Origin of the sequence: Hazenella coriacea, assembly GCF_004341825.1 — a bacterium.
Lineage (GTDB): Bacteria > Bacillota > Bacilli > Thermoactinomycetales > Thermoactinomycetaceae > Hazenella > Hazenella coriacea.
Map to the genome: position 1 here is coordinate 184038 of NZ_SMAG01000001.1, position 12741 is coordinate 196778.

The following is a 12741-nucleotide window of genomic DNA, read 5'->3' on the forward strand; positions in this document are numbered from 1 at the left end:
TTTAAATTTTTCTAGGGCTTCCAATGAAACATGGGCATCCATCGCTTCACCTACTTATGTAAAGGTACTTAGAAGTGGGGTTGATAGGTGTTCATTGTTGTTAGTAGAATTAGATATATTGTATGAATATTTGTATATTATCTAATATTTACATATCAATACATGGAAGACAAGTGTTTTTTAAAAAAGTACCATTCTTTTGATGATTAAGTGTATGGGTATCTACTTCCCAACCTGCCTTACGTAATTTTCGGTCAATCAAAGCACGGGTTTCAGCCTCTGTTAAATGTTGACGACGGATAAATTGTTTCGAAATCATTTTGCGCTTCGCTTTCACGTCATCGTGTTCGGCTTCAGCCTGTTGACGAATGGTCTCTAATTGTTCTTCTAGATCTTTAACTCGATCCTCATATTCTCTTTGAAGCTCTTGTGTATCTGGAATTTCTTGATCCTGAGGTTCCATATACTCGGGAGCTTGAAAGTTCCAGGCACCATAAACCTCCATGTACCAAATTGATAAGCGGAATGCTAATTTCAATAATGCTTTCGCCTCTTCTGTTTTCCCATAGCCAGCTTCGTGTACAGCTGTATTTCCTTTACGACGAAGGGCTTCGAATATATCATCAAGCTCAGGCTCTAGTAATCCTTCTCGTCGAAGTATATGAATGCGATCTACTTGTTTGGTCCCATACGTTTCTTGAATGTTTTCCGCAGCAAGAATATATTTTGCCAATGTCTCCGCAAACAAACGGAGCTTCATAAGGGTCGTATGAGGGTTTTGATATACATTTTTCTCTGCCGTTTATCCTAGTTCAGCAAGGGCATCCCATTTCCCACGGAAAAATGCAAAATTGCTATTCACTGTTATCACCGTTTCTTGGAGTTGTTCAATTATTATTTTAAATGTTATCTTCTTAATTATTTTATCATTATTTAAAGGGTTGAGATCAAAGGAAATAACTTTTTATGCTGCTAATCTTAGCAGGAAAAGATAAAATTTAATCGAATAATATCGAGAGATATAAATGAATCTAATAATAATAGAAAGGATTTAATTTATGTATTTAGAACTTATAAAAACTGATTTTTTGACATTAGATGGCTCATTAACATCATTTACGCTTACACCACTTAAGAAACCTAATGGGACTAATAAAGTTCGCGCAGATCGCACTGTTGATTTTAAAAATACCAACGAAAATAGTAATATAAGCCATAGTAAAAACATGAGCATCTTGGCTGATTTCAATAAAATAATAGAGCTAAACCCAAGCTTTTGGGGTGTTAGTCTCAACATAAACAATTTGATAGACTTTTTATTAACAAAATGGAAATCAGATCGATTAAAAAGAGCTAAAAGGGAGCAACGAAAATAAAGTTCTACTCCCTACTCTTATGAATTCATTATCCTTTAAACTGAAGCTTCACATCACCATAACTACATAATCTAACCCATTCACTTTATACTAAATTACGATACTATTTTGTGTTTTGTGTGTAAAACTTCATTTGTTTTCCAATCGATTTCCCTTGAAGAGGAATATTACATACAATTCCCTGTTGTTCAAGAACAGGAATTAAGTATTTTCTATAATTAATTCCTGCATAAAAGTCAATTTGAGTTATCTTCTTTTGTATTTGTTCTTGTACTTGCCAAAGAACTTGTTCCGCCCAAGCTTTCCGCTCAGGTAATTTCATATTGTTTAATGTTAGATTATAAGGGGTAATAATTTGCTCCTTACTAAGAAGCCCGTATTTTGCAGATAGAATATACCAGTTATCGTAATCTTTTTGCTCAATGTATTTGACTGCCTTACTAAACAAGATAGACTTTTGATACATCTTTCTTGCTTCACATGAAATACTTTCTTTGGATTTAGTACAACTTACGAATGCGATCTTCAATTACATCACTAACTTTCTCTTTAGATAAATGAATCTAAAATAAAAAAGCTGATCTACCAGCTCTTGATTCAGAACTTGTAAATCAGCTTTTTCCATTGGCGTCCCAGGAGAGATTCGAACTCCCGACCGACGGCTTAGAAGGCCGTTGCTCTATCCAGCTGAGCTACTGGGACTTAGTGATTAGTGACAAGAATATAATATAATAAAAAGCTTGCTGTTGTCAATAGCATTTTTTCATTTCATCTCTTTTTTTATTAATGATTAGAATTCCTCGATTCTTCATAGGATTCAAAGGGACTGGTTGGCTCCTTTGATGAGCATGGATCTGTCAAACCGAGCCCCTCTTTTTTCAATATTTGTGAAGTGGAAATGAGCCACCGCGTTCTTTAGTCACTTTTCCATCTATCTGATAATAGCTCACTTCAGCATTCCCATCGTGTATTTGTAAGATGGCATATGTGGGGAAAGCAAAGCCTCTCGGATTTGAGATGCTGCCAGGGTTGATTAACAAAACGTTTCCCACTTGTTCACAAAAAGGAAGGTGTGAGTGTCCAAAGCAGGCGATCTGTACCCCTACTTCTTCTGCACGGTAACGAAGCGGCAGAGGGGTTCGCTTCACTTGTAAGGTGTGACCATGTGCAACCAAGATCCGTACATCTTCAACAATAAAGATTTGCTCTTTAGGAACCTTTTCAAAGTCACAATTTCCACGAACAACGGTGATCGGAACATCTGGAAGCTCATTGACACTCGTACAAAAATCTCCGCAATGGATCACATGATCGGCTTGCACTTGCTGAACGATTTGCTGCAAGAGGTCTTTTTTACCATGGGAGTCACTCACAATTAATATTTTCACACAGCCCCCACCTTTCACTAACCCTATGTCTGGGTCGTAAATTGATAGCGAGTGGTTAACAACTCCATTAACTTCTCTGTCGCTTTGGCTCGGTGACTGATCTGATACTTTTGGGCAGCTGGGAGTTGAGCCATTGTTTTTTGTTGTTCTGGAAGATAAAAGATCGGATCATATCCAAATCCTTCTGTCCCTTGAGGCTCTGTGATGATACGACCCTGACATTCTCCACGAACCCATTGGGTCGGTTCATCTGGGAGAGCTAATGCCATGACACATACATAATATGCATCACGTTGCGCTTCAGGAAGGGGACGTATATTTTCTATTAACTTTATGTTGTTCTGCTCATCGGTGGAGTGAGGACCTGCATAACGTGCTGAATAAACACCTGGTTCACCTTGTAAAGCAGGAACAACTAACCCCGAATCGTCAGAAATCACTGGAGCCTGTAAAGCCTTGGAGATGACTTCGGCTTTTTTACAAGCGTTTCCTTCAAAAGTATCCCGATCTTCAACGATCTCTGGTAAGTCTGAAAAGTCTTTGAGCCCTTTAACTTCTAGACCTAAGTTTTGACTAAAAAGATCGGCAAATTGCTTTAATTTATTCTGATTTCCTGTAGCGATAATTAGATATGGGAATGGCCATTTTGGTTTCATATTGATAAGGTGACGATACACCCTTCCTCCGATCTTCGAATGAGTTTGTATACCATAAATAGACAGAGAAGCCCATGACTCTTCATCATGGGCCACTTCTATGTTCAGGATGAGATGGTTTTCTCTTCCGTAGAAGAAGTCACCCCGATCCCGTTGGCGTTTTCTCCTAATGCTTCTTTTTGCAGTTGAATCAAACGTCTGGTTCCTTGCTGGGCGAGAGTTAGAAGATCTTTTAATTGGTCAGGGCTAAATGGAGCTTCTTCTCCTGTTCCTTGAACCTCTACGTAGTTTCCTGAACCTGTCATCACGATATTCATATCCACAATCGCAGAAGCATCTTCTTCATAACACAAGTCCAAGCAAGGCTGATCACCGATCAATCCTACACTTGTCGCTGCTAAAAAATCTTTAATAGGTAAAGTGGATAGAGTTCCATTCTTAACAAGAGGAACTAAGGCATCTACCAAAGCCACAAATGCTCCCGTGATCGATGCTGTTCGTGTTCCCCCATCTGCTTGAATAACATCACAATCGAGCCACAATGTTCTCTCACCTAGAGCCTTTAAATCCACGACAGACCTCAAAGCACGCCCGATGAGTCGTTGGATTTCCATCGTTCGTCCGCTTAGCTTCCCTTTACTAGCCTCGCGAATGGTACGTGTCTGTGTCGCACGTGGTAGCATCGAGTATTCGGCTGTAATCCAACCTTTTCCGGAGTTCCGAAGAAATGGAGGTACTCGATCTTCTACAGTTGCCGTACAAATTACCTTTGTATCACCAATCGTTATGTAAACTGAGCCTTCAGCTGTCTTAATATAATTGCGTTCAATTGTTACATTTCTCAACTGATCATTTGTTCTACCGTCAACTCTCAATGGTGTTTTCCCTCCTGTACCAAGTCATTTAAGTATAGCATACCCAAGGCTAATATACGGAATGAGAAAAAGAAAAAAGGAATGATTTGCACATCATCCCTCCAAGACTTTACTAGAGAATGGAATGATTTTTATAAGCCATTTGGATTGATTGATGTTGGACGTAAAACGGGCTGACTGAAGGTACCTTTTTTCCCTGCAGTAGAAGCTTGCTCTTTCCCATTCACTGTAATCTTTACCTTTTTGGTTGCTGTGTTTTCGGTGAGAGAGAAAACGATCGTATCAAGTACATTTTTGGAAGTTTTCTGTTGATTATCATATTGAAGTAATTGTTCACCAAAATCTGCAAGAACGGTATCCCCTTTGACTTGTACCCGATTAACTGCTGTAGACTGATCTAGCGCCCCAATGAGATTCGTACTACTTTGTAATGGACCACGGATCAACTCCTTCATCGCTGCTTGGGCAATATTTTCAGCTCGGTTGATCATGCGAGTTACAGGTACATAGTAAACCTCATTATCAGGAGTTTGTCCCATAAAATATAAAGTGACTGGAATACTTTGAGTCAAATTAACCCCTTCTGCAATTTCCACATTGATCCCACGACTTTTGGTTAACCCTTGAGCCTGGTTTTTACCTTTAGGCATGACGGCCAGAGGTCTCCCATCTACCCAAATATTCACTTTTTTCACTGACGAAAGCCCTGTTAATGTCCAAGTAACTGCACTCAATACCTTTTCTTCCATTTTAGCTTCATAGTTTAAAAAGTTCTTAGAAAAATCAACATTGGCTGTTCCATTTTGAATATCTAAACCCTTAATTTCAGTACCTTTGGGGAGAATGGGAACAAATCCTTTAGGTAATAAGGCTTCTCCAGGTCCACCTTGAACCATATACTTTAAAGACTCTTTCGCTACTGTTTTCACATTTGGCATTTGGACCGTGTAAGGAACGACATAACCATGATCTGTTAGAAAGTAAAGCTCGATCCCACTCGTTTTTTTCTGCTCAGTCTTCTGATCGACCACTGGTTTTGGCTCAGGTTTTGCTTGTACTTCTTGAGTATGACTATTCTCCACATGAGGAGGTGGAGGATCAATAGCTCCAGATGTTTTTTCCTCTGGTCCAAATAAACATCCTGTTAATGTGATCGGCAATAGTAAACAAATCGCCGCAGTACGCCACACTTTTTGCATACATTTCCCTCCTAGGACAAGGTTGATTAGTAACATGTATACGAGTCCTAGGAGAATTTATGCTTTTAAAAAGATATTTTTTGGACAGGTTCTAAACGAGCCTGCTCTATTTTGATCGTTTGTCCCAACCATGTTTCAGCAATCTTTTTAAATGAATGAGGGTCTCCTGTAGTAAAAAAATGGTGGTCAGGGGTGTAATCATAAGCGAGGAGAGACTGATGTTGTAAAATGGTACTCAATTCAGCCGCTGTTTCTTCCGCAGAGCTAATGATCTCAACCTTTTCTCCCATCACCTTGGCTATCGACTCAGCAAGAAGAGGGTAGTGAGTACAGCCCAAAATTAAAGTATCGATCGAGATATTTTGAAATGGGGCAAGACCCTCGGCAACCACTTTTTCCGCCAGCTCCGATTGATGCAAGCCATTCTCTACTAAAGGCGCGAATTGAGGACAAGCGACACTATAAACTTCAATCTCTGGATGAATCCTTTTGAGTGCTTGCTCATATGCCTGACTTTGAATCGTTCCTTGTGTGCCAATCACTCCGATTCGATGTTGCTTCGTTGCTTTAATTGCGGCTCTCACTCCCGGTTTAATCACTCCTAAGACTGGAATCGGGATTTGCAATCGGACTTCATGCAGAGCAGCAGCTGTCGCTGTATTGCAGGCAATTACAAGTGCCTTTAGTGGGAATTGCGATAAAAAATGTACGATTTCCAATGTGAATTTCTTTACTTCTTCTTTTGTACGGGGTCCATATGGACAGCGCTTCGTATCTCCTAAATAGATAATCGCTTCTTGCGGGAGTTGACGCATGACTTCTTTTGCTACCGTAAGCCCTCCCACACCTGAATCTAAAATGCCAATTGCATGTTCTTTTTTTATATCCATGCTGGTATTCATCTCCTGTCCCATCCAACTTCCACTAAAGCTTCATCTTATGATTATTATATGAACCTCCCTTCCTCAAGAAACGGCGTTCTAAACAGCCAAACCCCCTCTAAGTTTCATAGAGGGGGTTTGGACAATTCATTTGATCCATTTGCCTAAATCCGGCTCTGCATGATACAAGATTCATAATGACAAGTGTTATCGTTTCATCTCTTCAAATAAAATAGATAAGTACTTTTTAATCTCAGTTGCTTCGTCATCTGATAAACGAGACAAGACATTTTCAAGATATTCACAACGCGCCTCCATCACCTCAGTAATAATCTCCACTCCTTTTTTCAATAAGTGGATACGTACTACACGGCGATCCCGATCATCTCTTACTCTTTCAACTACACCATTTTTCTCCATCCGATCAATTAAATCTGTCATTGTACTACAGGCAAGATACATCTTTTGACTCAACTCTCCAATGGTTAAGTCCCCTTCTTCTTCCAACCACAATAAAGCTGAAAATTGAGGTGGAGTAATTGGAAAGTGAGTCAAAATCTCTCTCCCTTTATACTTGACAATCACACTGATTTCCCGTAATAGACGTTCAATATCACTGACTGTTTGGGCGGAGACTGGTTGATGTTTATTCATAGAACTCCCCTTTGACCCTTTTAAAAACTTTATTGTACAAAAGTATATGATAAAATCATCAATCTGACAAACAAACATCTGTTGAAATGCAGGAATTACAAAGGGTCTAATTTGTTAGTATGTTTATTTTCTATATTAATATATAATATCCTTCAAATAATCTCGATAATTTGCTAATTTTCCGAACATATTTCTATTAAAGAAACACCCAACTCTGTGGATGTCTCTTTGACTTCATTTAAAATAACCAAGAAAGAAGAATGACTGTCGGTCCAACAATGAAACAGTAAATAGAGAAGTAGATTAATTTACCACGTTCCATAATCCCCATAAACCAACGAAGAGAAATATAGGACATGATAAAAGAAGCAATAAACGCAATAATATAAGGAATGAGTAGTTGACTCATATTGGGATCATTAAACAGGTCTTTCACACCCAAAATCATCCCACCCAAACTGACAGGGATATACAATAGAAAAGAAAAGCGGAGTGCGGTTTGTTGGTTCATTCCCAATCCCATCGCTGCAACAATGGTAGCACCCGAGCGACTAATTCCAGGGATTAAAGCAATAGCTTGAGCCAATCCCACAATAATCGCATCTTTAATGGTTAAATTATTTTCAGAGCGCCCTCCTTTATAGTTGCGAATTAAAAAGAGAGCGATTCCTGTAATGATCAGGGCGACTCCAATCACTTGAATCCCTTTGAGATAGCTTCCAATAATGTCACTAAAGAGGACACCTAAAACCCCCGCTGGAATTGTTCCAACAATGAGATATAGGATAAAGTGAAAATCACTTTTTGTTTCAGCAGTAGGTTGTGAAAAATGCTTCACACCATTCTTACTTAAACGGATGAGATCTTCACGATAAATAATCAAAACAGCTAACAACGAAGCAAAATTAACAATCACCTCAAAGTTGAGTCCCTCGATATCTAGCCCCATAAAGTACTGTGCGATGACCAAATGTCCGCTTGAAGAAACCGGAATGGGTTCGGTGAATCCTTGAAAAATCCCTAAAAGTAGATATTTTAACCATAATAGTATCTGATCCATCTATATCCCCCAATATTCAATATAAATCGAGAATTTACTCTCATATTTAATTACAATACTTAGATTTTAATCATACAACAAGTGAATCAACTACTCTTTTAAACTTTGTTAAAATTTATTTACTAATTATTTGTACATCCATCGTATACCTGTTCAGGTGAATTTATATACAAAGCAGATGAAATAGATACAAATTTAATAGCTGTTTAACTAGGATCTATCAGTCTTATTCTGTATTCAGATCACTCCTATTCTCAGATGATTATTAAATCTATATAGGCATTTTATCTGGTGATTCTGACATAGAGCTTACAGATTTCTTACTTTTGCTTACTTTGACCAATCATAATGAATCATTTCCCATTTTTCAAAAATAATCAAGAGACTGTCTTATCTTTTTGATCAGTAGCTCACTCAACTTTCCCTTATGTTAATGATTAAAACGACTGTCATTAATAATCATAGATCTATACAATTGATTTTTTTCTCGATCGAAATCTCTTCACTGTTTTTGGTTGAATCATACCAAAGCATGAAGACAAATAATAAGAGAAACCTAAAACATAATGATTTTTATCATCATGTCTATGAACAACATCATTCATTACATAATCAGGAGCTCTAACCAACAATGGAACAACAAAACTTAAAGTCTGGTGAAAAAGGGGCTTGGATTAGTATCCTTGCCTATATATGCCTATCTATCTTAAAAGTGATAGTGAGTTCAATCGCTCACTCTGAGGCGCTCTTTGCTGATGGGCTGAACAACTCTACAGATATCTTAGCTTCTTTGGCAGTTCTGATCGGTCTTCGTTTATCCAGAAAGCCTCCTGACGAAGACCATCCTTACGGACATCGCAGAGCTGAGACGATCTCTTCGTTGATTGCTTCATTTATTATGATGACTGTAGGTTTACAAGTGCTACTCGAAGCTGTGAAATCACTTCTGCAATATCATCCGGAAACTCCTGATGTAGTCGCTGCATATACCTCTTTTTTTAGTGCTTTAGTCATGTATGGAGTCTATCGATACAATAAACGTTTAGCTCAAAAAGTAGGAAGTAAAGCTCTAGATGCTGCTGCGAAAGATAACTTATCTGATGCTTGGGTCAGTATTGGAGTCACCATCGGGATTTTAGGTACCCAATGGCAACTCCCTTGGTTAGATCCTGTAACAGCATTAATTGTTGGATTTATGATTTGTAAAACAGCATGGGATATTTTCTGGGAGGCAACTCACACCTTAACGGATGGAGTAGATGAAGAAGTCCTGTTTAAATTAAAAAAGATGATTGAACAGGTAGATGGAGTTCATTCTGTAAATGATATTAAAGCACGATTGCACGGAAACTCACTTTTAGTAGACGTAGCCATTTCGGTAAGTCCGAAGTTAAATGTTGTCGAAAGCCATACGATTACAGAACTTGTAGAAGACACGACTAAAAAAGTCTTTAACATTTCACACATCCATGTTCATGTTGAGCCGATCCATATAGAGTAGCAGTTCTTTCTTCATTAACAAAAAGGGACTGATCTTTGATAGAATAGATGATTGCATTGACTCATACAGAAATAAGGAGGAAAATCATGAGCAATTATCCGGAGTATTTACAAAAGATCAACGGAGAATGGTGGTTAATTGAAGATGAACGAGAAAACATGAAAGTTAGCTACCGGATCAAAGATGTGATCATCTCAGAGTCATCTCCGTTTCAACAACTGATGATCCTAGATTCATATGATTTTGGACGTATGTTAGTGTTAGATGGAGCTGTCCAGACTACTTCCATCGATGGTCATATTTACAACGAAATGATTTCTCATGTCCCTCTCTGTATTCATCCAAACCCCAAACGAGTCTTAATTATCGGTGGCGGAGATTGTGGTGTTGCTCGTGAAGTCGCTAAGTATGATCAAGTGGAGCAAATTGACATGGTGGAGATTGACGAAGCTGTTGTTCGTCTATGTAAAGAACATCTTCCAGAAGTATCTGGAAATCTTTCCGATCCACGAGTTCATTTTATTTACAAAGATGGCATCCAATTTGTCAAAGAAGTGGAAGATTTCTATGATGTCATTATTGTCGATTCTTCTGATCCTGTTGGACCTGCTGTGCAACTTTTTGAAAAGAGCTTTTATGAAAATATCCATCGTGCCCTAAAAACAGATGGACTCATGGTTTGTCAAAGTCAATCGCCCCTCTTCCATCAACATGTTACCAAGCAAACCTTAACTCACATCGATCAACTCTTTGAACATAGTCAAGTATATATCACTACAGTCCCCACTTATCCTGGTGGTTTCTGGAGCTTCACACTGGGATCTAAGAAATATACAGAAGTATACCCGCAGTCTTTAGTGAAACAAACTCAATTTGTAAATCAAGAAGTTTTACAACATTGCTTTGAACTTCCTGAGTTTTTGCGGAGAGAATTGCAAAAGACTTCCAAACAAACTACGATTTAGTTTTAGAAAGCACTCTAGAATGAGTGCTTTTTTAGTATGATTCATTCCCCTACTCTCGTTATAATATAAAGAGTATCAATTAAATCAAGCATGGTCGGTATTACATATCATATGACAAGATTGGAATCTGATCTTCTCTTCAGCCACTGATTTTCTTACTAATGGAGGCATCATTAAGGTTATGCCCAACTAATGATGAAAGAAATGCTTCGTTGAAGAAGGGATCCTTAGAGATCAAAAATCGAGTGGGGGATGATTATTGGAACCTAATCGTGATGAGTATGTTGGAGGAGGAGTATTGAAACAAGTATTGTCAATAAAAGAAAGAAGGAATACAAATGAAATTATTTGTGGTCGAAGATGATCCCATCATCGCCAAATCGATCCAAACTTTTCTGGAACCCTATGGATATTCAGTAATTCTCGCTCAAGATTTTAGTCATGTAATTGAAGAATTTATCCGTGTTCAACCCCATCTTGTCATCTTAGATATCAACCTTCCTTATCAAAATGGCTTTTTTCTCTGTCAACAAATTCGTCGATCCTCATCTGTCCCAATCTTGTTCCTGTCTGCTCGTCAATCGGAGATAGAACAAGTATTAGGGATGGAAAGTGGTGCTGATGATTATATGACCAAGCCCTTCCACCTCGAAGTCTTATTAGCCAAAATTAAAGCCCTCATACGGCGAGCTTATGGAAAATATGCAATGGAAGATCTAACACCTGAAATGACTCTTCATGGACTTACTCTTCATGTAAAACAAATGGAGATGAGCTACCAAGGCGAAACACAAACTCTAACTAAAAATGAGTGGAAGATTTTATATCTACTGATGAGTCGAGCAGGAAGTGTAGTGAGTCGAGAGGAGTGCTTAGAAAAGATCTGGGATGACGTTCGATTTGTTGATGATAATACCTTAACAGTCAACATCAACCGAGTCCGAAAAAAGCTTTTGCATTGGGGATTAGACTCACTGATCGAGACTCAAAGAGGTATGGGGTATATGTTTCATAAGAAAGGGGGGAACAATGGATGAAAAAAACACTATCTATCTTTTTGAAAGATCGCGTGGCGTGGATTTTATTCCTATTGGTCCAAATGGTGATCCAGTATATCTGGATCGGCTTAAGTCTTCATTTTGGTCTATTTCAATCTTCATCCATTTATACTGTGATTGGTTATGGCTTTCTCATTTCATTCGGCTGTCTGCTCTTATTCCTTGTTTATCAATGGATTCGTTGGTTTTCTTATGGTCGCATGCTTACTGGAGATGCATTAAACAGCCATTCTTCACACTGGTTTAACAACTGGCAAGCTCCAGACTCTGGAGAAAGGCAAATCACAGAAGAAGTGATTAAACATCTATATCAACTGGGGATCAAAGAAAGAAAACAGTTCCAACAAGCCCATCAACAACAATTGGAATTTATTAATTTGTGGGTGCACCAGATGAAAACACCCATTTCAGCCATTCACCTCATTATGCAACGTTCCAATCCATCCTCCGCCGCCGAGCGCGACCGCTGGAACGAGATTGAAGGAGAATTGGATAAACTAAATCATGGTCTAGATCTTTCTTTATCTATGGCACGTCTCTCTGACTTCTCCATGGATTATTTAGTTCAACCTGTTGATCTACTAAGTATGTTACGTGAACTAATTAATGATCATAAAAAAACCTGGATTCGTCATCATATTTTCCCACGAATCGAAGCAGAAGAACAGGAGTGGCTTGTCTATACAGATCCCAAATGGAATCGGTTTGTCCTTGAACAAATCACCTACAATGCCATCAAATACACTTCACAAGTCAAACCACAAAGTAACTTAATGATCTCCTTACATAGAGACGACAATTGGATTCGTTTGGAAATCAAAGACCAAGGACCTGGCATTCCAAGCCAAGATCTTCCCCGAATTTTCGAACCGTTTTTCACAGGAGAAAATGGAAGACAGTTCGCTTCTGCCACAGGGATGGGCCTTTATCTAGTCAAAAAGGTAACTGAAGAGTTGGGGCATAAAGTAGAAGTGACATCAGAGGTGGGAGAGGGAAGTGTATTCATCATTAAATATATGGTTGCTGCACAGCTATAATCTTCTTTCGATCACGTATCATATCTTAGCCAAGCCGCTCCTATTAGCGGCTTTTTTCTTGCAAAAATGTAAGGTTAAGAAATGATTTGTA

Annotated in this window: 13 protein-coding genes, 1 tRNA gene and 1 pseudogene; 5 read left to right on the plus strand and 10 right to left on the minus strand. The window is 38.5% G+C overall.

The window, feature by feature from the left end; all coding sequences use genetic code 11:
- Positions 1-187: 187 nt before the first annotated feature.
- Positions 188-862, minus strand: a pseudogene (locus tag EDD58_RS00880) (DUF4145 domain-containing protein); the annotation flags it as partial.
- Between the two features lie 196 nt (positions 863-1058).
- On the opposite strand from EDD58_RS00880, the gene EDD58_RS00885 reads away from it, so the two are divergent.
- On the plus strand, positions 1059-1376 hold the full coding sequence (locus EDD58_RS00885) for a hypothetical protein (RefSeq protein ID WP_131922956.1): 318 nt from the start codon (positions 1059-1061) through the stop codon (positions 1374-1376).
- Positions 1377-1479: 103 nt separating this feature from the next.
- On the opposite strand, the gene EDD58_RS00890 is transcribed toward EDD58_RS00885, so the two are convergent.
- From EDD58_RS00890 to EDD58_RS00930, 9 genes are all read right to left on the minus strand, one after another.
- Positions 1480-1905 carry a DUF6884 domain-containing protein gene (locus EDD58_RS00890; RefSeq protein WP_131922957.1) on the minus strand — a complete coding sequence of 142 codons (426 nt, stop codon included), beginning with the start codon at positions 1903-1905 and terminating at the stop codon, positions 1480-1482.
- 96 nt (positions 1906-2001) lie between these two features.
- A tRNA-Arg gene (locus EDD58_RS00895) sits at positions 2002-2078 on the minus strand.
- 176 nt (positions 2079-2254) lie between these two features.
- On the minus strand, positions 2255-2764 hold the full coding sequence (locus EDD58_RS00900; protein WP_165875729.1) for a metallophosphoesterase family protein: 510 nt from the start codon (positions 2762-2764) through the stop codon (positions 2255-2257).
- A 23-nt stretch (positions 2765-2787) separates the two neighbouring features.
- Positions 2788-3420, minus strand: coding sequence for an XTP/dITP diphosphatase (locus tag EDD58_RS00905; protein WP_131922959.1), 633 nt, complete (start codon positions 3418-3420; stop codon positions 2788-2790).
- A gap of 104 nt (positions 3421-3524) precedes the next feature.
- Positions 3525-4295, minus strand: coding sequence for a ribonuclease PH (gene rph, locus EDD58_RS00910; protein WP_131922960.1), 771 nt, complete (start codon positions 4293-4295; stop codon positions 3525-3527).
- A 131-nt stretch (positions 4296-4426) separates the two neighbouring features.
- The gene (locus EDD58_RS00915; RefSeq protein ID WP_165875730.1) at positions 4427-5494 is read right to left on the minus strand and encodes a GerMN domain-containing protein; all 1068 of its coding nucleotides are present in this window, start codon (positions 5492-5494) and stop codon (positions 4427-4429) included.
- A gap of 65 nt (positions 5495-5559) precedes the next feature.
- Positions 5560-6384 carry a glutamate racemase gene (gene racE / locus EDD58_RS00920; protein WP_131922962.1) on the minus strand — a complete coding sequence of 275 codons (825 nt, stop codon included), beginning with the start codon at positions 6382-6384 and terminating at the stop codon, positions 5560-5562.
- Between the two features lie 198 nt (positions 6385-6582).
- A complete protein-coding gene (locus EDD58_RS00925; protein ID WP_131922963.1) occupies positions 6583-7029 on the minus strand; it encodes a MarR family winged helix-turn-helix transcriptional regulator in 447 nt (148 codons plus the stop codon).
- Positions 7030-7267: 238 nt separating this feature from the next.
- A complete protein-coding gene (locus EDD58_RS00930; protein WP_131922964.1) occupies positions 7268-8089 on the minus strand; it encodes an undecaprenyl-diphosphate phosphatase in 822 nt (273 codons plus the stop codon).
- A 631-nt stretch (positions 8090-8720) separates the two neighbouring features.
- Here EDD58_RS00930 and EDD58_RS00935 point away from each other — a divergent pair.
- The 4 genes from EDD58_RS00935 (at position 8721) to EDD58_RS00950 (ending at position 12650) form a co-directional block, all read left to right on the plus strand.
- Positions 8721-9590, plus strand: a complete 870-nt coding sequence (locus tag EDD58_RS00935; protein ID WP_131922965.1) for a cation diffusion facilitator family transporter — start codon at positions 8721-8723, stop codon at positions 9588-9590.
- 86 nt (positions 9591-9676) lie between these two features.
- The gene (gene speE, locus EDD58_RS00940; protein ID WP_131922966.1) at positions 9677-10555 is read left to right on the plus strand and encodes a polyamine aminopropyltransferase; all 879 of its coding nucleotides are present in this window, start codon (positions 9677-9679) and stop codon (positions 10553-10555) included.
- Positions 10556-10893: 338 nt separating this feature from the next.
- Complete coding sequence (locus EDD58_RS00945; RefSeq protein ID WP_131922967.1) at positions 10894-11592, plus strand: response regulator transcription factor; 699 nt, start codon at positions 10894-10896, stop codon at positions 11590-11592.
- Positions 11589-12650, plus strand: coding sequence for a sensor histidine kinase (locus EDD58_RS00950; protein ID WP_131922968.1), 1062 nt, complete (start codon positions 11589-11591; stop codon positions 12648-12650). The genes EDD58_RS00945 and EDD58_RS00950 overlap by 4 nt, the downstream gene beginning before the upstream one ends.
- The last annotated feature ends 91 nt before the right edge of the window (positions 12651-12741 follow it).